This window comes from Corynebacterium sp. NPDC104732 (assembly GCF_055583565.1).
The window spans coordinates 1-19,289 of record NZ_JBVJNS010000019.1 but is presented as its reverse complement, the minus strand read 5'-3'; the positions used below and the strand labels follow the sequence as shown (position 1 = coordinate 19,289).

Here is a 19,289-nt window from a genome sequence, read left to right as displayed (position 1 = left end):
GGTTACGATGGTCACACAGTGATCACTGTCACGCCAAAAATCCTGAAAGGTTAATGCATGACACCCCAGCGTTCAAGCGCCAGCTTCAATAAAGTTTTGGTGGCTAACCGCGGCGAAATTGCCGTGCGCGCGTTCCGTGCCGCCTATGAGATTGGCGCGGAAACCGTCGCCATCTTTCCCGTTGAAGACCGAAACTCTTTCCACCGCGCCTTCGCTTCCGAAGCGATCCGGGTCGGCACGGAAGGCTCTCCGGTCAAGGCATATCTCAATATCGATGAGATCCTGCGGGCTGCCAAAGAATCGGGTGCCGATGCCGTCTACCCCGGCTATGGGTTCCTGTCTGAGAACGCCCAGCTTGCTCGCGAGTGTGCAGAAAACGGCATTACCTTCATCGGCCCGACCCCAGAGGTGCTTGACCTAACCGGCGATAAATCCGCGGCTGTCACCGCTGCGCGCGAAGCTGGCTTGCCGACGCTCGATGAGTCCACTCCTTCTGCCGACGTTGATGAGTTGGTTCGTCAGGCTGAGGGCCAAACGTACCCGCTCTTTGTGAAGGCTGTTGCAGGTGGCGGTGGCCGCGGTATGCGCTTCATTCCATCGGCTGAGAAGCTGCCAGAGCTCGCTGCTGAGGCCTCCCGCGAGGCCGAGTCTGCCTTCGGTGATCCGCGCGTGTACATTGAGCGTGCTGTCATTAACCCGCAGCACATTGAGGTGCAGATCCTGGCCGATAAGTACGGCAATGTCATCCACCTGTTTGAGCGTGACTGTTCCCTGCAGCGTCGCCACCAGAAGGTTGTCGAGATCGCTCCTGCGCAGCATCTGGACCCTGAGCTGCGGGATCGCATTTGTGAAGACGCGGTGAAGTTCTGTAAGCACATCGGCTACCGAGGTGCGGGCACCGTGGAGTTCCTGGTGGACGAACAGGGAAACCACGTGTTCATCGAAATGAACCCGCGTATCCAGGTTGAGCACACCGTGACTGAGGAAGTCACGCAGGTAGACCTGGTGAAGTCTCAAATGCAGATTGCTGCTGGCGCTTCGCTGCCGGATCTCGGCCTTACCCAGGACGCGATCGAAACCCACGGGGCTGCACTGCAGTGCCGTATTACCACTGAAGACCCAGGTAACGGATTCCGCCCAGATACCGGAACGATCACCGCATACCGTAGCCCAGGCGGCGCTGGCGTGCGTCTGGACGGCGCTGCGATGCTCGGTGGCGAGATCACCGCACACTTTGACTCCATGCTGGTGAAGATGACCTGCCGTGGCGCGACTTTTGCCACCGCCGTGGCTCGCGCGCAGCGCGCCCTCAACGAGTTCCACATCTCGGGCGTCGCCACCAACATCGGATTCCTCCGCGCCCTGCTGCGCGAACCGGACTTCACGGAAAAGCGCGTTGCCACCTCCTTCATCCAAGACCACCCATGGCTGCTGTCAGCACCCCCTGCTGACGACGAGGCCGGCCGAATCTTGGACTACCTGGCCGATGTGACGGTGAACCGTCCGAACGGTGAACCACGTGTGACGGTACGGGCCGTCGATAAGCTGCCTGCACTGCCTGCCTCGATGCCAACCGGCACCCGCGATGAGCTGCTTAAACTTGGGCCCCGCGCCTTCGCCGAGCAGATCCGCGCCAAGGAAGGCCTGGCCGTTACTGACACCACTTTCCGTGACGCGCACCAATCGCTGCTGGCTACTCGTGTCCGCACCAAGGCGCTTGTCGACGCCGCAGGTGCCGTCGCACGACTGACCCCTAACCTCTTCTCCGTTGAAGCCTGGGGCGGCGCCACCTACGACGTTGCCATGCGTTTCCTGCACGAAGACCCTTGGGAGCGCCTTGACCTGCTGCGTCGAGCAATGCCGAACGTGCCAATCCAGATGCTGCTGCGTGGCCGCAACACCGTCGGATACACGGCCTACCCAGATGCAGTAGCTACCGCCTTCGTTGACGAAGCCACCGCCTCGGGCGTGGACATCTTCCGCATCTTCGACGCCCTCAACGACGTCTCCCAGATGCGCCCAGCAATCGACGCCGTACTGGCCACCGATACTGCCGTGGCGGAAGTGGCGATGGCATACTCCGGAAACCTGCTGGATCCGCACGAGAAGATCTACACGCTGGACTACTACCTGCGCCTAGCCGAAGAGATCGTTGCGACCGGGGCCCACGTCCTGGCCATCAAGGATATGGCCGGCCTGCTGCGCCCGGCCGCAGCTGCGAAGCTGGTGCGCGCGCTCCGCGAACGCTTCGATCTGCCAGTCCACGTCCACACGCACGACACCGCCGGTGGCCAGCTAGCCACCTACCTGGCAGCCGCTGAAGCCGGGGCAGACATCGTGGATGTGGCGTCTGCACCACTGTCCGGCACCACCTCGCAGCCATCCATGTCCGCGCTTGTTGCAGCGTTCGCCCACACTGAACGCGACACCGGGCTGTCCCTCAAGGCTGTCTGCGACCTGGAACCATACTGGGAAGCAGTGCGTCAGATTTACGCACCGTTCGAATCCGGAACCCCTGGCCCGACTGGCCGCGTCTACCGCCACGAAATCCCCGGCGGACAGCTGTCCAACCTCCGTGCACAGGCAGTGGCGCTGGGTCTGGCGGACCGCTTTGAACTCATCGAGGATGCCTACGCGGGTGTGAACGAGATCCTGGGCCGCCCGACCAAGGTGACGCCGTCGTCAAAGGTGGTTGGCGACCTCGCCCTGCACCTGGTGGGCATGGGGGTATCCCCAGAGGAATTCGCGCGCGACCCACAGCGATTCGACATCCCTGACTCCGTCATCGGATTCCTCCGCGGTGACCTGGGGACCCCTCCAGGCGGCTGGCCGCTGCTGCGGGAACGCGCTCTGGAAGGACGCGCCCCAGCAGCAGGTGCGGTAGAAATCCCTGCCGAAGAAGCTAAGCTGCTGGATTCCCCTGGCAAGGAACGCCGCGGCGCGCTCGACCGGCTGCTCTTCCCCAAGCCAGCGGCTGAGTTCGCAGAACACCGCCGCTTGTTCGGGGATACCTCCATTCTGGAAGACCAGGAGTTCATTTACGGCCTGGTGCCAGGTCAGGAAACCACCATTCACCTTGCCAACAAGAAGGTGCTGCTCGTTCGCCTGGACGCAATCTCCGAGCCAGACGAGAAGGGCATGCGCAAGGTCATGCTCACCGTCAACGGCCAGGTGCGCCCAATGGAAGTGCGCGACCGCAATGTCGAGTCCGTGGTAGCAGCAGCAGAGAAGGCAGACCCAACCGTGGCAGGGCATGTTGCTGCACCGTTTGCTGGCGCCGTCACCGTCACCGCTAAGGTTGGTGACAAGGTCTCCGCCGGCGACCCAGTTGCGGTGATCGAGGCAATGAAGATGGAAGCGACCATCACCGCGCCTATCGACGGCGTCGTCGAGCGCCTCGTGCTGCAGCAGCCAACTAAGGTGGAAGGTGGCGACTTGCTGCTGGTCATCCAGTAACTCATTCGCCGCCATCCGGCGGGCCTACTTCGTGGCGTAGGGCACCTCTTGTGACCTGTTTTCGTTGATATCAAGAGCAAAGCCCGTCGCGGGGAAGGCCCGCTGTTTGCAATCGCTGCGCTCGCATACGCGACAGCCAGCGCCGATCCGCGTTGCCGAGTCGTCAGACAGATTCAGCCCATCGGAGTACACCAGGCGGTGGGCTTGCGAAATGTCGCACCCCAGGCCGATCGCGAAAGTGATGTTGGGGTCATGGAAACCGCCGTGGGGGCGCTCCACCGTGCGCGCGATCCACAAGTAAGTCCGGCCATCAGGCATTTGAGACACCTGACGGATGATCCGATTCGGCGTTTCAAACGCCCTATTCACAATCCACAACGGGCAGCTTCCGCCGCTGCGGGAAAAGTGGAATGACGACGCCGACTGTCGCTTGGAGATATTGCCGGCACGGTCCGTACGAACGAAAAACAGTGGCACGCCTTCCGCCCCCGGTCGCTGCAAGGTGGACAGCCGGTGGCACGTCATCTCAAAACCAGTGCCAAAGCGCTGGGACAGCACATCCAGGTCATAACGGCATTCCTCCGCAGCCTGCAGAATCTGCCCGTAGGGCATCACCACAGCCGCCGCGAAATACTGCGCCAACCCAATTCGACCCAGTGACTTCGCTTCCGGCGACGGCAGTCGCTCCGACTCGGTGAGCTCATCAAGCTGCTCAGGGAGGCAGATGAACGCCCATTGCATAGCTAGTTCAAAACACTGTTGCGCATCGGTGAGGTCAGCACCCAAGGACACAGTGCGCGATTCTGGATCGAACACGCGGCGGGACTGCTGCTCCTGATTACGGAAGATCACCCGCACATGTGCAGTGGTGTCCAGCAATTCCGCCAGGCGCATCGTTCGAAACTGTGGGCCACCCAACCGATCGGCCAGTTGCTCCGCGAGAGTGTCCAGCTCTGGGATGTGATTGCGATGCCAGTAAAAGAAGTCGCGAACATGATCGAACACATGGCGGGTCGGGTTGACCTCGGCTAGCACAGGATTGTTTCCCTGGGCCGTCGCTGCGGACAGCAATGTGAGGGCTTCCGCGATGCGGGGAAACCGGTCCGTAAATTCCTGGATTTCCTCCTGGTCGCAGGGGAAACCAGCTTGACTCATCGCGTCCCGGACAGAGGACATCAACCGGGCATTGGTGTCAGGGAGAAAATAGTCAGGGGATACCCCCAAACAGGTACTCAATGCGAGCAGCGCGCTCGTGGTGAGAGGACGCTGATCGTTTTCCAGTTGATTGATGTAACTGTGAGAGAGCTTCACCTCCTTCGCCAACGTGGCTTGGGTGATTCCCAACTTGCGACGCAGCGAGCGAATCTTTGCCCCCGCGTAGATCTTCTCCATTCTCCTCTTCCTTTCATTTTGTGGCCATGAGCTGCCAGGTACGCCAACTTTGCGGTTTGGGTGCGAAAACGGCGTAGTTATTCACACCTGCAACAAGGGGATCAACGTGCATGACCCCGGTTAGTTTGTGAGTTGTACCACATAGAAGCTGTGAGAGGCATTCGAGTGGACTCTAGCACTGACCGCACTGCTGTTGTAAGGAGAACATCGAAAAATGGAAAAACACATTGTGCGCACGCATGCTTCCGCGGAGGATTTTCCCCGCGAGGAGCATCTTGCCTCCCGGATCGCTCGAGTAGCCGTGGATCCGGTTCCAGTCACCGATGACGTTGCAGAGATGATCATCAACCGCATTATCGACAATGCGGCGGTGTCTGCGGCAGCCGTGCTGCGTAAGCCAGTGACTGTGGCGCGCCAGCAGGCGCAGGCACATCCCGTGAGTGAAGCTGGCGCCAAAGTTTTCGGCATCGACGGCACCTACAGTGCAGAGTGGGCAGCTCTGGCCAACGGGGTAGCAGTCCGAGAACTGGACTTCCATGACACCTTCCTGGCCGCTGACTACTCCCACCCCGGCGACAACATCCCGCCGATCGTAGCCGTAGCCCAGCACCGTGGCTGCACCGGTGCGCAGCTCATCCGGGCACTTGCCACCGCGTATGAGATCCAGGTGGAGCTGGTACGGGGCATCTGCCTGCACGAGCACAAGATCGACCACGTCGCTCACCTCGGCCCATCCGTCGCAGCTGGCCTTGGCACGTTGCTCGAGTTGGACGAGGACACCATCTACCAGGCCATTGGTCAGGCGCTGCACACCACCACGGCCACCCGTCAGTCCCGCAAGGGTGAGATTTCCTCATGGAAGGCATTTGCACCGGCATTCGCTGGGAAGATGGCCATCGAAGCTGTCGACCGCGCCATGCGTGGGGAAGGTGCACCGTCACCGATCTGGGAGGGCGAAGACGGCGTCATCGCCTGGTTGCTTTCCGGTCCGGAAGCCCGCTACGAGGTTCAGCTCCCCGCACCGGGCGAAGCTAAGCGTGCCATCTTGGACACCTTCACCAAGCAGCACTCCGCTGAGTACCAGTCCCAGGCCCCGATTGATTTGGCCATCAAGATGCGCGAGAAGATCAGCAACTTTGCGGACGTGGAAAAGATCGTGCTGCACACGAGCCACCACACCCACTACGTCATCGGTACCGGATCGCAGGACCCTCAGAAATTCGACCCTGACGCATCCCGCGAAACCCTCGACCACTCCATCATGTACATCTTCGCGGTAGCCCTGGAAGACGGGGAGTGGCACCACCAGCGTTCCTATGCCCCGGAACGCGCTCACCGGCCAGAAACCATCGAACTGTGGCACAAGATTTCCACGGTGGAGGACCCGGAATGGACCCGTCGCTACCACTCCACCGATCCCGCGGAAAAGGCCTTTGGTGCTCGCGCGGAAATCACCATGAAGGACGGTACCGTGATTGTGGATGAGCTCGCGATTGCCGACGCCCACCCCCTGGGGGCCCGCCCATTCGGCCGCGAGCAGTACGTGGAAAAGTTCCGCACGCTGGCAGAGGGGATCGTGTCGCCGGAGGAACAGGACCGCTTCCTTAACGCAGTACAGAACCTGGCCTCTCTCCAGGACCTCAGCGAACTGAACATCCAGCTTTCCGACGACGTCCTCGCACAGGCTGCCGAGACCCGGGCGGGGCTGCTATGAGCCGAGATCTCTTTTCCTCCGCATTGACAGCAACGGAGCGTCGTCAAGCCTTCCGTGCCGGCCTTAGCTCCGGCACCATCCAACGCCTACCTGGCGCGTTCTCCCCGCAGGTCGCTCGCCTCATCGAGGAGATCGGCTTCGAAGGGGTCTATGTCTCCGGCGCGGTGGTCGCCGCCGACCTGGCTCTGCCGGACATTGGCCTGACGACGCTCACGGAAGTCGCCACCCGTGCTCGCCAGATCACCCGCGCCACCAACCGGCCGGTGCTTGTCGACGCCGATACCGGTTTCGGCGAGCCAATGAGCGCAGCCCGCACCATCTCTGAGTTAGAAGACGCTGGTCTGGCGGGGTGCCACCTGGAAGACCAAGTCAACCCTAAACGGTGCGGACACCTGGACGGTAAAGAAGTAGTGCCGGTTGAAGAGATGGTCCGGCGCCTGGGAGCGGCGGTCTCAGCTCGCCGCGACCCAGAGTTTGTTATCTGCGCGCGTACCGACGCCGCCGGCGTCGAAGGGATTGACGCAGCGATCGAGCGCGCCAAAGCCTACGTGGACGCGGGCGCCGACATGATCTTCACGGAAGCGCTCTACACCCCGGCCGACTTCGAAAAGTTCCGGGCGGCCATCGATATCCCTCTGCTGGCGAACATGACCGAATTCGGCAAAACCGAACTCATCACCGCGCAACAGCTACAAGACATCGGCTACAACGCCGTGATCTACCCCGTGACCACCTTGCGCATCGCGATGGGAGCCGTGGAACGCGGACTGCGCCATATCGCGACGGCCGGAACCCAAACAGATCTTTTGGACGACATGCAGCACCGCTCTCGCCTCTACGAGCTGCTTCGCTACTCCGAATACAACGTATTCGACCAAAAACTATTCACCTACCAGCCCTAACTTAGGAGACCAAACCATGACTGAAATTCGCAAAGGACTCGCCGGAGTTGTCGTCGACACCACCAAAGTTTCTAAGGTTGTCCCGGAGACCAACTCCTTGACCTACCGTGGCTACCCAGTGCAGGAACTCGCCCGCTACTGCAGCTTTGAGGAGGTCGCCTACCTGCTGTGGAACGGGGAACTGCCCACCCCGGACGAGCTCACCCGGTTCTGTGTTCGGGAACGCGCGCTGCGCCGCATCGACCGTGGCCTGATTGATATGGTGCAGGCCATGCCGCTGTCCTGCCACCCCATGGACGTGCTGCGTAGCGCGATCAGCTACATCGGTTCGCAGGACCCGGAGGCCTACACCAAGGACTCCGACCACATCCGCCGCTCCTCCCTGGAACTGATGGCGAAAATCCCGACCATCATCGCCTTGGACATCCGTCGCCGGCGCGGGGAAGACTTCATCGAGCCGAGCGTGAAGAAGGGCTTCGCGCACAACTTCCTGGACATGGTCTTTGGTGAAGATGCCTTCGACCGCGCTGACATCGAAGCGTTTGATAAGTCTCTCATCCTTTACGCCGAGCACTCCTTCAACGCTTCCACCTTCACTGCACGAGTGGTCACCTCCACGATGTCTGACACTTACTCGGCAGTTACCGCAGCCATTGGCGCGCTCAAAGGCCCACTCCACGGCGGTGCCAACGAAGCAGTCATGCACGCCATGCTCGAAATCGACGACCCCGAGAAGGCGCGCGAATGGGTTAACAACAAGCTCGACAACAAGGAACTGATCATGGGGTTCGGGCACCGCGTCTACAAGAACGGTGACTCTCGCGTGCCCACCATGGAAGCAGCATTCCGGGAACTCGCAGCCGCCCACAACGGCGAGAAGTGGGTGAAGATGTACGACGAAATGGCAGCAGCCATGGATGAACGCACCGGAATCAAACCAAACCTTGACTTCCCATCCGGCCCTGCGTACCACATCCTCGGCTTTGAGGTGGAGTTCTTCACCCCGATCTTTGTCATGGCCCGCATCACCGGCTGGACCGCTCACATCATTGAGCAAAACGAGTCCAACTCGCTGATCCGCCCGCTCAGCGCCTATGACGGCGAAGAGCAGCGCAAAGTTCCTGCGCAAGCAGTTTAAGGTTTTTAGGGCGGAGCTGTTTGGGGCCCTGCAGCCTGGGGCTGGCGCACGCCCCCGACATTACGCCCCCGAGGTTGCCCCAAAACTGCTCTCATGAGCCCGAACTTCGGGAGGGTAATGTCGGGCCCAACGCTCAAAACAGCCCAACCCCCATCAACCAACCTAGTTTTCGAAGCTTTTGCGGACGGCGCGCTGCCAGCCGTCGAAAAGCGCGGGGTCAGCGGGGCGTGGCTGGTAGGTGACGTCTTCTTGCCACAGCGTGCGGATGTCGGAGAGCGACTTGTAGACGCCACCGCGAGTCCGGCAGCATACGCGGCGCCGAGCGCCGTCGTTTCGGTCACTGCAGGGACCGTGACGGGTACCCCGAGCTGGTCGGCCTGGAACTGCATGAGCAGCTGGTTGCCTACCATTCCGCCGTCGGCTTTGAGCGCTGCTACTGGTAGACCGGTGTCTTGGTTCATCGCTTCGACAACCTCGCGCGTTTGATAGGCCACCGCTTCCAGGGCGGCTCGCGCGAAGTGGGCTTTGGTGTGAAACCGCGTGAGCCCCGTGATGATGCCGCGGGCGTTGGGCCGCCAGTGCGGGGCGAGGAGCCCGGAGAAGGCGGGTACGATGTAGCAGCCGCCGTTGTCGGGCACCGACGCTGCTAGCTTTTCGACGTCCGCTGCCTTAGCAATCAGGCCCAAGTTATCGCGCAGCCACTGAATGAGTGATCCGGTGACGGCTATGGAGCCTTCGAGAGCGAAGACCGTGGGTTCCTTGCCCAGTTTGTAACAGACGGTGGAGATGAGCCCGTGCTCTGAGCTGCGGATGGTGGTGCCGGTGTTCATGAGCAGGAAGTTGCCGGTTCCGTAGGTGTTCTTCACTTCACCTGGTTCAAGGCAAGCCTGGCCAAAGGTAGCCGCCTGCTGATCACCCAACACACCGGCGATGGGGACACCATCGAGGTTGCCGACTTTGCGAATCTTCCCATTCACTTCCGAATTAGACACAATCTTCGGCAGTATGGCAGTCGGGATACCAAGGACCTCGCAAAGCTCATGGTCCCATTGCCCGGTGGCTAGGTCCATGAGCATGGTGCGGGACGCGTTGGTCACGTCGCTGACGTGGGTTCCTTTGGTCAGGTTCCAGATCAGCCAAGATTCAATGGTGCCGAAGAGCAAATCCCCGGCCTCTGCGCGTTCGCGTGTCCCGGGCACGTTGTCCAGGATCCACCGGATCTTCGGGCCGGAAAAATACGTGGATACCGGGAGCCCAGTTCGTTCAAACTGCTCCGGTTCTAGTTCGCCACAGATCTCCGCAGTCCGGGTATCTTGCCACACGATCGCGTTGTACACCGGCTTACCCGTGTGTTTATCCCACACCACCGTGGTTTCCCGCTGATTAGTGATCCCCACCGCAGCGATGTCGTCGTTGGTGTACTCGCTGCGCGCCAGCACGTCCGCCATCACGCGACGAGTGTTTGCCCAAATCTCCATCGGATCGTGCTCCACCCAGCCGGGGCGTGGAAAAATCTGCTTGTGCTCCAGCTGGGAGGTAGCGAGGGCGTGGCCGTGGTCGTCGAAAAGCATGCAGCGTGTCGACGTCGTGCCTTGGTCAATCGCGGCGACGATCGTGCGCTTGTGGGGGAGACGTGGTGCCATGTGGCTAGTTTACGGGCGCAGGTAACCGTCGATCCAGCGTTGAATTGCAGCCCGCCCCTCAGCGACGCCGTCCCTCGCCTTCTTCGGCTCCAACATCGGATCATTCGGCAGATCACGCTCCGGATCGCCCACCGGCACAACTTCCAGTTCCTTCATGTCATAGCGCGCGATAGCGACGGCGTTGACGTTGGTCTGCTCGCAAATTGCCCAGGAATAGGCCGTGTCATTCAGCCACTCTTCGCGCGCAGCGCTTATCGACGCCACAGAGCTGCCTTCCGCTTGCGGCAGCGCGATCTCGTCGTCATTTCTCAGCGGGCGGGCGTAAAAACGGCCGCCATTGACATCCATAGGTTCCATTCTTTGTCCGATCTAGAGAGGTGCCGTGTCGGATTTGGTAATGCAAAGTGACGGTTTTGTGTGTTTTCGTATCGTTTGCATTACCAAATCCGACCAGGGGGTATCTAAAAACCCGCACCCCCGAGAGTACAGGGATGCGGGTCTGTAGATGATGGGGCCGGATTTGGTAATGCAGAGTGACTTTTTACTAGCTGTTTAGTCGTTTTGCTTTACCAAATCCGGCAAGGGTTGTTACTTGATCTCCATCAGGACGGCACCCTTGGTGACGCCCTCGCCTGCGACTGCTGCCAGGCCGGTGACAACGCCGGACTTGTGGGCCTTCACTGGGTTTTCCATCTTCATGGCTTCGAGGACGATCACGGTGTCGCCTTCGGCAACTTCCTGGCCTTCTTCCACGTTGACCTTGATGACGGTGCCCTGCATTGGAGCGGCAACGGCGTCGCCGGAGATGGCAGCCTTGGCGCCACCTGCGCGACGCTTCTTGGCCTTCTTCTTTGCACCGCCTGCTGCGCCACCGCCGATTGCGAGGTCACCTGGGAGGGCGATCTCTACGCGACGACCGTCGATCTCAACGATGACCTTCTGAGCTGGGGTTGCTTCTTCAGCTTCCTCGGCGTCGGCTGGGTCAACGTAGGCAGGGATTGGGTTGTCCCATGCTTCTTCGATCCACTTGGTGTAGACGTCGAACTTCTCGCCGTCGCCCACGAAAGCAGGGTTTTCGACGATGTGGCGGTGGAATGGGAGAACGGTTGGCATGCCTTCGACGACGTACTCGTCCAGTGCGCGAGCAGCGCGCTGCAGAGCCTCGTCACGGGTCTCACCGAAGACGATCAGCTTAGCGAGCATGGAGTCGAACTGGCCACCGATGACGGAGCCCTCGACGATGCCGGAGTCCATGCGGACACCTGGTCCGGAAGGCTCAACATACTTGGTGATCTTGCCTGGGGCAGGCATGAAGTTGTTGCCAGCGTCTTCGCCGTTGATACGGAACTCGAAAGCGTGGCCGCGTGGGGTTGGGTCTTCCTTGATGTGGAGTTCCTTGCCCTCGGCGATGCGGAACTGCTCGCGGACCAGGTCGAGGCCGGTGGTGACCTCGGTGACTGGGTGCTCCACCTGCAGACGGGTGTTGACCTCGAGGAAGGAGATCAGTCCGTCGGAACCTACCAGGTACTCGACGGTACCTGCGCCGTAGTAGCCAGCTTCCTTACAGATAGCCTTGGCGGACTCGTGCAGGCGGGTGCGCTGCTCGTCGGTGAGGAATGGAGCTGGTGCTTCTTCAACGAGCTTCTGGAAGCGGCGCTGCAGGGAGCAGTCACGGGTACCAGCGACAACAACGTTGCCGTGCTGGTCAGCGATAACCTGGCACTCCACGTGACGTGCCTTGTCCAGGTAGCGCTCCACGAAGCATTCGCCACGGCCGAAGGCAGCAACTGCCTCACGGGTAGCGGACTCGTAGAGGTCAGCGACCTCTTCCATCTTGTAAGCAACCTTCATGCCGCGGCCACCGCCACCGAAAGCTGCCTTAATAGCGATTGGCAGGCCGTGTTCCTCAGCGAAGGCAACAACCTCGGCAGCGTCCTTGACTGGCTCCTTGGTGCCAGGTGCCATTGGTGCGTTAGCCTTCAGGGCGATGTGGCGAGCGGTGACCTTGTCGCCCAGGTCGCGGATGGACTGTGGGGATGGGCCGATCCAGGTCAGGCCGGCGTTGATGACTGCTTCTGCGAAGTCGCCGTTTTCAGAGAGGAAGCCGTAGCCAGGGTGGATGGCATCTGCGCCGGACTTCTTGGCAGCGTCGAGAATCTTGTCGAAGACGAGGTAGGACTCGGCGGAGTTCTGGCCGCCCAGTGCGAAAGCCTCATCGGCCATCGATACGAAAGGTGCATCCGCATCTGGCTCTGCGTAAACAGCGACGCTCTTGATACCTGCATCGCGTGCTGCACGGATAACGCGGATGGCAATCTCACCACGGTTCGCGATCAGAACCTTGGTGATCTTCTTGGTCTCGACGGTCACGTCTAACCCCTCCTGGAGAAAATTTTTTGCATTGAACTATTCACGCATGACATTAGTTTGTGCCTCACCCCACAGTGGGTTGGGGGTGCTGCGCGTGACACTTATTGTTACACAACATGTCACAAAATCGAACGGATTCGAGTAAACCAATGTGGGATTGCACCCCCAAGCGGGAGTAAAAAAGCCCTATACAGCGTTCAATTTCGGTGTTAGCTGTCCTTCGCGATCGGCATTCTAACCATATTGCCCCATTCCACCCATGCACCGTCGTAGTTCAACACGTTCTCAAAACCGAGCAAGTACTTCAGCGTGAACCAGCTGTGGGAGGAACGCTCCCCCTCATGGCAGTACACGATCGTCTGAGCGCTCGGATCTAAGTCCGAGTACATGGCGTCCAATTCCTTTCGGGAACGGAAAAAGTTATTCGCCATCACGTTGCCGTCGCACGGGATGTTCAGCGCTGAAGGAATATGGCCGAGCCGAATAGCGGCGTGGGACAGCCACGATTCCTCACCGCGGTACTCTGCGGGGGTACGGGCGTCGATAAGCGCGCCCTTATCGACGGCCGCCTGCACGTCGCCCACAAATGCACGCAGGGCGCTTTCGGAAGCGGTGGGGACAGGGTAGCGGCTGGCGGGGTAGTTCGGCACGTCATAGGACGTGTCGCGTTCTTCCGACATCCACGCGTCACGGCCGCCGTCAAGTAAGCGAACATCTGGGTGCCCGTACATCTCAAAGATCCAGAAAGTGTACGCGGCCCACCAATTGTGTTTGTCGCCGTAAATCACGACTGTGTCATCGTGGGCAATGCCCTTTTCGTCCATTAATGCCGCGAAAGCTTCTGGCGAAATGAAATCGCGGGTGAGGGGATCATTGAGGTCCTTATGCCAGTCAATCCGAACCGCGCCCGGAATGTGGCCAATGTTGTATAGCAGAGCATCTTCGTCAGACTCCACCACCTTGAGACCTTTGGAGCCAAGCTGAGCGGATAACCACTGGGGCGAGACTAACCGCTCAGGATGGGCGTAATCGGAAAACTTGGGGTTCGGGTCTAGAGGCACAGCCATGGAGGCACCCTTTCACATTGTTAGCGCGAATTCTTAAGACCCCACCTTAGCGCGCATTTCCCGCGGTAATCACAAGATCGGCGTTAATGTGTCGCTAGTGACACCATTGGTGTTGTGGTCTTGCGCACCAAATGGCGATTGCGACTGCGTAGGGCCAAGCATAAAGATAAGATTTTTCTTAATCAGGTTGGGACACTAACCAGCCTGCGGATACCACCACACATTCTTTGAGGAGAATCGTATGAAGAAAGCAATCGTCGTATTCGAAGTAGAGGGCGGATCTGACAAGCAGATTAACGGCCACCGCAAGGACACCATGCCAATCGTTGAGGCTATCCAGGGACTCGGCTGGAAGTCAGAGGTTGTGTACTACCGCCCAGAGTGGTCCGAGAAGCTCTTCGATTACGTCTCCGAGAACTTCGACGCTTACATCTCCCGCGTTAACCCAGGCAACATTCCAGGTGGCGAAAAGGGCTACTTCGACCTGCTCACCAGGCTTTCCGAGGCCGGCCTCGTCGGCATGTCCACCCCATACGAAATGATGGCATACGGAGCTAAGGACGCCCTGGTCAAGCTAAACGACACTTCCCTCGTTCCAGCAGACACCGCTGCCTACTACGATGTGGAGACCTTCCACAACACCTTCCCAACCTCCATCTCCTACGGCGAGCGCGTCCTCAAGCAGAACCGCGGTTCTACCGGCGAAGGTATCTGGCGCGTCCAACTCGAGGACAAGTCCCTCGAGGTCACCCCAGGCACCGCACTGCCACTGGACACCAAGCTGCGCTGCACCGAGGCAGTGGACAACCACACCGAAATCCGCGAACTCGGCGAGTTCATGGACTTCTGCGACCAATACATCATCGGCGACAACGGCATGCTCGTGGACATGCGCTTCATGCCACGCATCGTCGAAGGTGAAATCCGTATTCTGCTCGTTGGCCCACACCCAGTCTTCGTGGTCCACAAGAAGCCAGCTGCAGGTGGCGACAACTTCTCCGCAACCCTGTTCTCCGGCGCAAAGTACACCTACGACAAGCCAGAAGCATGGCAAGAGCTCATCGACATGTTCGCTGAAGCCCGCCCTGTGATCGCAGAAAAGCTCGGTGGCGACAACATCCCGCTGATCTGGACCGCAGACTTCATGCTTGCCGACGGCGAGAACGGCGAAGACACCTACGTGCTCGGCGAAATCAACTGCTCCTGCGTCGGCTTCACCTCTGAGCTCGACATGGGCATCCAGGAAATGGTTGCCAAGGAAGCAACGTCTCGCGTAGAGAAGAAGTTCGCGTAAGTTTTCATACGCAAGAAAGGGCCCGCATCCGGGCCCTTTCTTGGTGTCTGCGGGTTAAGGGACAAAATGCGTGCCTGGCCGGCGTGTTGTTACTTTACCCCTGGGGCTTTGATCACGGCCCCCTGAAGTTTCTTACTAAAACCCGGGAAGCATTTCCCGGATCTTGGGCCCAAAACAGTGAAATAGCAGGTGTGAAGCCTAAAAAATCACCGAAGCCCGGGGAACGCTTCCCGGGTTTTGCGGGGTTACGTAACACAAGGGTGCGAACCTGCGGTTCAGACTCCATCGGGAGATACCTCACGAGCCTGCAGCATCGGTCATTGCGGTTGAGCTGACAGCACAAGCATGGAAGGCCCGAAAAGGTCGTCGCGTGTGTTCAGCTCTGGTTTTGGTGGTGTCGTTGTTTTTGCTTTTGTCCCAGGCAGACGGGGTATCGGGTTGGGTTTTGGTCACCGGAGTAAGGCAGCCGCGCCTGCTAGCAGAAACAATAAGCAGCACCTGTTTACAAACCCTGACCTGGCTTCACCGTGGAATTCAGACACACATTTTGCCCCTTAACCCAAAATTTGCCCCACGTTAGGAAAACCTAGATCCCAGCGACCTGGGAGTTTGCGGTATCGAGTTTGCTAACGTGGGGCGGATTACCCAGGGAAGTAAGCCTAAAGCGTGAAGGAGTTGTCTCCGATACCGCAGATTGTCGATTCGTCGACTTCTACGCGACAGCTCGCATCGCCAAGGGTGAGCTTGTAGCCGGGATCCAGGTGGTAGCCTTCGGTGCGGGGAGCGAGGATCACGCCGTTGGCAACACGAGGACCAGCTGGTTCACCAGCTTTTACTCCCACGGCGTTGAATTCGCCATCTTCGAAGGAACACATGATGAATTGCCGATCGTCTCCCGGCACGGTGGTGTGTTCTGGGGAGATGTAGCAATAGTTGCCACCGGGGGTGAAGAACTCGAATCCGGTGCCGTCCCAGGTGTCGCGGTAAACATCACGGTCCGCTTCGATTGGGCCAGGATCCACTGCTGGGGGAAGGGAAGACAGCGGTGGGAGGGAAGCCATGGGGTCAACAGCAGAAGCGGATGCGCTGGAGGCGACAGCGAATGTGGCAGCGCCAACAGCGGTGAGAACGCGGCGTTGAACTTTAGCCGAGAACATGAGGTCTCCTTTCGGGGTGGACTTGAGACTCATGCTATCGAGCACAAAATGGCAATAGGTTGCGTTTAGATTGGGGAATTGCAACAAATCAGCAACGCTGATCAAGAGCAATTGGCGCTGTCCATTGCGGCCCGAATGTCGGCAGCGGAGCGTCGTAATGCCTGCACTTCCCACTCGGACAGTGGGATTTCGAAGCGACGGAGCGCGCCCGCGGCGCCGATGAGCGTCGGTACGGAAAGCGCGATGTTGCTGAGGCCGTATTCGCCACGCAGGGTGGTGCAAGCGGGGAAGATGGCGCGCTCGTCGAGGAGGACAGCCCTGGCCATAGCTATCGCCGACTGCGCGACGCCCGCGTTGGTCCAGCCTTTTGCATTAAACACGTCGTAAGCGGCGTCCACCACCGCGAGCGCGAGTTCGTCCGGGTCGAGCGAGACCCCGAAGTGATGTTCCAACTCCGCCGCGGGAATACCGGCCACCGACAGGTGAGAAAGGACAGGGAAGGCGGAGAGGCCGTGCTCGCCCATCATGTAGCCAGACACGGACAGTGGGGATACCTCCAGCCGGTCAGCGACGATACGACGCAACCGCGCAGAATCGAGCATTGTTCCTGTGCCGAAAATCCGCCCCTTCGGATAATCGAACTCGTTTTCCGCGATGTACACCATGGTGTCCAGCGGATTGGTGATCATGATGATGATAGCGTCGCGGGTGTGGGCAGTGATACCGGCCATCACCTCGCGAATCACGCCGGCATTGTGCGGGGCGAGCGCCGCCCGGTCCGGCTTCGAATTCCCCGGCTCGGCAATCATGGACGGCCCGGCCGCCACAATGATGATGTCAGCGTCGGCGCAGTCGGCGTAGTCACCGGCACGCACGCTTACCGACGCCATAGAGTGCAACGCCGTTGCCTGGTGCTGATCCAGAGCCTCACCATGTGCCACCCCCGCATCAGCATCAATCGTGACGATGCTGCCGAAAAGCTGGGTTTTCATGGCGTCGGCCAGGACGTAGGAACCCACGTGGCCCAGGCCGACAATGACTAGTTTGTGTGGAGAGAACATGCTCTCCACGGTACTACTGCGACACCTTGTTCTTCTTCAGCCAGGAGTACATGCCACCGACCAGTGCAACGAAAATCACCAAACCGAGGTACTTCGCTGGAGATTCGAAGGATTCACCCATGATGGCCAGCGGTTCGTCGGAGCCAGTAGCGCCAATGATTCCGGCCAAGAGCACACCGAACAGGGATTCACCAACGATCAAACCTGTGGCCAGCAGTACGCCAAGGCGCTTGACTGGTTCGCCACCATTGTGCTCCGCCCACTTATTGAACGCCCGGCCGATGAACGCGCCGATCGGAATGATGAGAGTCAGGCTGATCGGAAGGTACATGCCCATACCAACAGCCAGCGGTGGCAGGTGCAAGTTCTTGGTAGTGCGACCAAGAACCTCATCGACGATGATGATGCCCACACCGATCGCAGCGCCCAGGCCGATCAGGGACCAGTCGAGAGAGTCACCAAAAATACCCTGTGCCACGGAGGACAGCAGCGCGGCCTGTGGTGCAGCGAGCGCATTATCGCCGGCACCAGGAGCACCCTGGAAACCAAAGCCCGTGAGCATGAGCTGCAGGACTGGTGGGATGACCGCAGAGCCGAACAAGACACCCAGAATCAGAGCAAACTGCTGCTTCCATGGGGTAGCTCCCACCAGCTGACCAGTCTTCAGATCCTGCAGGTTGTCATTGGAAATAGTCGCGATACCAAAGACTACCGCGGCCGTGAAGAGTGTGTAAGCAACGAGGGACGTTGGATCCTCACCACCGGCGATCGTCTTAATCAGCAATGCTGCGGAGATCACCACGATGATGCCAACACCGGAAATCGGGCTGTTGGATGCGCCGATCAAGCCGGCCATGTAACCACAGATCGCAGCCACCAGCAGACCAACTGCCAGGACATACACGATGGACAGCGTCACCAGACCAGCGGTGTGGTGTGCGATAGCGGTGTCCTTGGTGAACAACCACAGCAGCAACCCCACCGGAATCATCGACGCCAGCGTCACGCCAGCCACGATCGGAAACGGAATATCACGCTCAGTGATGTCCACGGTTTCGCCAGCGCGACGGTTCCGAGCGGAAGCCAAGGAGCTCTTAATGCCAGAGAAGATAGGGCCGATGATCTTCAGTAGCGTCCACACCGCGGCGACAGCCATGGTGCCAGCGCCAACGAAACGGACCTCGGAAGAGAACGTACTGGCGACCACATCAGAAATGTCTCCCATGGCTGGGACTTGGCCGGACGTGAATACCGGTAGCAGGACGCCATAGGAAATCAACAGGCCGACGATCATTGCGATACCGACGCCGACGCCCACGAGGTGACCAACGCCGATCAGTGCGAGGGACAACGAGGTGCCCACCATGGTGCCACCGGATCCGACGCGGAAGGCCGTCGATAAGCCACCTGCAGTGGCTTTCAGTGCGGTGAGCAGTGAGTAGCCCGCCGACGCCAGGGCGCCGAGGGTGATCACTCGCAACCCACGCTTATTTTCCTCGGCGGAACCGTTGTCATCTCCTACTCGCAGCACCTCGGCCGCGGCAACACCCTCCGGGTAGGGCAAGTCCGAGCCCGTCACCAGTGCGCGACGCAGCGGGATGGAATAGGTGACGCCCAAGATGCCGCCGATGGCGCACACTGAGGCGGTGGTGAAGTAGTCGAAGCCTTGCCACCAGCCGACCATCACTAGGCCCGGAAGCACGAAAATGATTGCGGACAACGTACCGGCTGCCGACGCGATCGTCTGCACGATGTTGTTTTCCTGGATGGTGTGTCCAGCGAACTTACGCAGGACAGCCATGGAAATCACGGCAGCTGGGATGGAAGTTGCGAAGGTAAGGCCGACTTTAAGCCCGAGGTAAACATTCGCGGCGGTGAACACCAACGTGATGATGCCACCAATGATCACACCGCGGAGTGTTAACTGGCTCTTCCGGTTTTAGAGTGCGTTGATCTTGTCCTGTAGTTGTCCGGAGTGGATCAGGCACCGCAAGATGTAATGGTTGAGGTTTCGGAATCCCAGGGCGATCCCCCGTAGGTGCTCGAGCCTGCCGTTGATGGCCTCGACCGGCCCGTTGGACGCCCCGATATCGAA

General features: G+C 59.7%; 12 protein-coding genes and 2 pseudogenes. 5 read left to right on the top strand and 9 right to left on the bottom strand.

The features are described from left to right. Positions 1-57: 57 nt before the first annotated feature. The gene (locus tag ACZ6ZO_RS11140; protein ID WP_182386816.1) at positions 58-3,456 is read left to right on the top strand and encodes a pyruvate carboxylase; all 3,399 of its coding nucleotides are present in this window, start codon (positions 58-60) and stop codon (positions 3,454-3,456) included. Between the two features lie 24 nt (positions 3,457-3,480). Here ACZ6ZO_RS11140 and ACZ6ZO_RS11135 read toward each other — a convergent pair whose 3' ends face one another. After that, positions 3,481-4,848 (bottom strand): short-chain fatty acyl-CoA regulator family protein, encoded by a 1,368-nt coding sequence (locus tag ACZ6ZO_RS11135; protein ID WP_182386815.1) that lies wholly within the window; start codon positions 4,846-4,848, stop codon positions 3,481-3,483. A 214-nt stretch (positions 4,849-5,062) separates the two neighbouring features. On the opposite strand from ACZ6ZO_RS11135, the gene prpD reads away from it, so the two are divergent. From prpD to ACZ6ZO_RS11120, 3 genes are read left to right on the top strand one after another with little or no spacing between them, the layout of a single operon-like run. Beyond that, on the top strand, positions 5,063-6,562 hold the full coding sequence (prpD, locus tag ACZ6ZO_RS11130; RefSeq protein ID WP_182386814.1) for a 2-methylcitrate dehydratase PrpD: 1,500 nt from the start codon (positions 5,063-5,065) through the stop codon (positions 6,560-6,562). Then, positions 6,559-7,464, top strand: a complete 906-nt coding sequence (gene prpB / locus ACZ6ZO_RS11125; RefSeq protein ID WP_182386813.1) for a methylisocitrate lyase — start codon at positions 6,559-6,561, stop codon at positions 7,462-7,464. The genes prpD and prpB overlap by 4 nt, the downstream gene beginning before the upstream one ends. Before the next feature lie 16 nt (positions 7,465-7,480). Next, entirely contained in the window at positions 7,481-8,602 is a 1,122-nt protein-coding gene (locus ACZ6ZO_RS11120) for a bifunctional 2-methylcitrate synthase/citrate synthase (RefSeq protein ID WP_182386812.1), read from the top strand. A 162-nt stretch (positions 8,603-8,764) separates the two neighbouring features. Here ACZ6ZO_RS11120 and glpK read toward each other — a convergent pair. The 4 genes and pseudogenes from glpK to ACZ6ZO_RS11100 all read right to left on the bottom strand — a co-directional run bounded on the left by glpK (position 8,765) and on the right by ACZ6ZO_RS11100 (position 13,682). Next, positions 8,765-10,245, bottom strand: a pseudogene (gene glpK / locus ACZ6ZO_RS11115) (glycerol kinase GlpK). Between the two features lie 9 nt (positions 10,246-10,254). Continuing rightward, on the bottom strand, positions 10,255-10,602 hold the full coding sequence (locus ACZ6ZO_RS11110; protein ID WP_465292660.1) for a hypothetical protein: 348 nt from the start codon (positions 10,600-10,602) through the stop codon (positions 10,255-10,257). 231 nt (positions 10,603-10,833) lie between these two features. Continuing rightward, on the bottom strand, positions 10,834-12,615 hold the full coding sequence (locus ACZ6ZO_RS11105; RefSeq protein ID WP_465292658.1) for an acetyl/propionyl/methylcrotonyl-CoA carboxylase subunit alpha: 1,782 nt from the start codon (positions 12,613-12,615) through the stop codon (positions 10,834-10,836). A 209-nt stretch (positions 12,616-12,824) separates the two neighbouring features. After that, a complete protein-coding gene (locus ACZ6ZO_RS11100) occupies positions 12,825-13,682 on the bottom strand; it encodes a sulfurtransferase (protein ID WP_465292656.1) in 858 nt (285 codons plus the stop codon). 241 nt (positions 13,683-13,923) lie between these two features. Here ACZ6ZO_RS11100 and ACZ6ZO_RS11095 point away from each other — a divergent pair, with 241 nt between their 5' ends. Then, positions 13,924-14,976 (top strand): Cj0069 family protein, encoded by a 1,053-nt coding sequence (locus ACZ6ZO_RS11095; RefSeq protein WP_465292654.1) that lies wholly within the window; start codon positions 13,924-13,926, stop codon positions 14,974-14,976. A 659-nt stretch (positions 14,977-15,635) separates the two neighbouring features. Here ACZ6ZO_RS11095 and ACZ6ZO_RS11090 read toward each other — a convergent pair. The 4 genes and pseudogenes from ACZ6ZO_RS11090 to ACZ6ZO_RS11075 all read right to left on the bottom strand — a co-directional run. Then, the gene (locus tag ACZ6ZO_RS11090; RefSeq protein WP_465292652.1) at positions 15,636-16,166 is read right to left on the bottom strand and encodes a hypothetical protein; all 531 of its coding nucleotides are present in this window, start codon (positions 16,164-16,166) and stop codon (positions 15,636-15,638) included. 68 nt (positions 16,167-16,234) lie between these two features. Next, positions 16,235-17,194, bottom strand: a complete 960-nt coding sequence (locus ACZ6ZO_RS11085; RefSeq protein ID WP_465292650.1) for a lactate/malate family dehydrogenase — start codon at positions 17,192-17,194, stop codon at positions 16,235-16,237. Positions 17,195-17,207: 13 nt separating this feature from the next. Then, positions 17,208-19,121: pseudogene (locus tag ACZ6ZO_RS11080) on the bottom strand (OPT family oligopeptide transporter); the annotation flags it as partial. 12 nt (positions 19,122-19,133) lie between these two features. After that, a partial coding sequence (locus ACZ6ZO_RS11075; RefSeq protein ID WP_465292702.1) for a transposase occupies positions 19,134-19,289 on the bottom strand: 156 nt, incomplete at its 5' end.